Source organism: Pseudomonas sp. IT-P4 (assembly GCF_949767755.1).
GTDB lineage: Bacteria > Pseudomonadota > Gammaproteobacteria > Pseudomonadales > Pseudomonadaceae > Aquipseudomonas > Aquipseudomonas monachiensis.
Genome location: NZ_CATKPX010000010.1, coordinates 1 through 224, shown reverse-complemented (window position 1 = coordinate 224; position 224 = coordinate 1). Strand labels below are relative to the sequence as shown.

Genomic DNA, 224 nt, shown 5'->3' with positions numbered 1-224 from the left:
AGGGGCCAGGACTTCCTCTTCCACCTGCACCGCGAGTACCCCCGGCGTGAACAGGTGATGCAATACGGCGAAAGCGACCTGGCCTTCATCGCCCGGTTGCTGGCCGAAGTCGGCATCTGGTACCGCTTCACCAGCGACGAACGCCTGAGTATCGACGTCGTCGAATTCCACGACTCCCCGCGTGCCTACCAGTTCGACGTCGAACTGCCGCTGCGTCCGCTCTC

At 63.4% G+C, this 224-nt stretch carries 1 protein-coding gene; it reads left to right on the top strand.

Annotated elements, in window-relative coordinates:
* Positions 1-224 (top strand): contractile injection system protein, VgrG/Pvc8 family (locus ACM6IT_RS00055; RefSeq protein WP_414917228.1); only part of this gene is annotated, 224 nt, incomplete at both ends.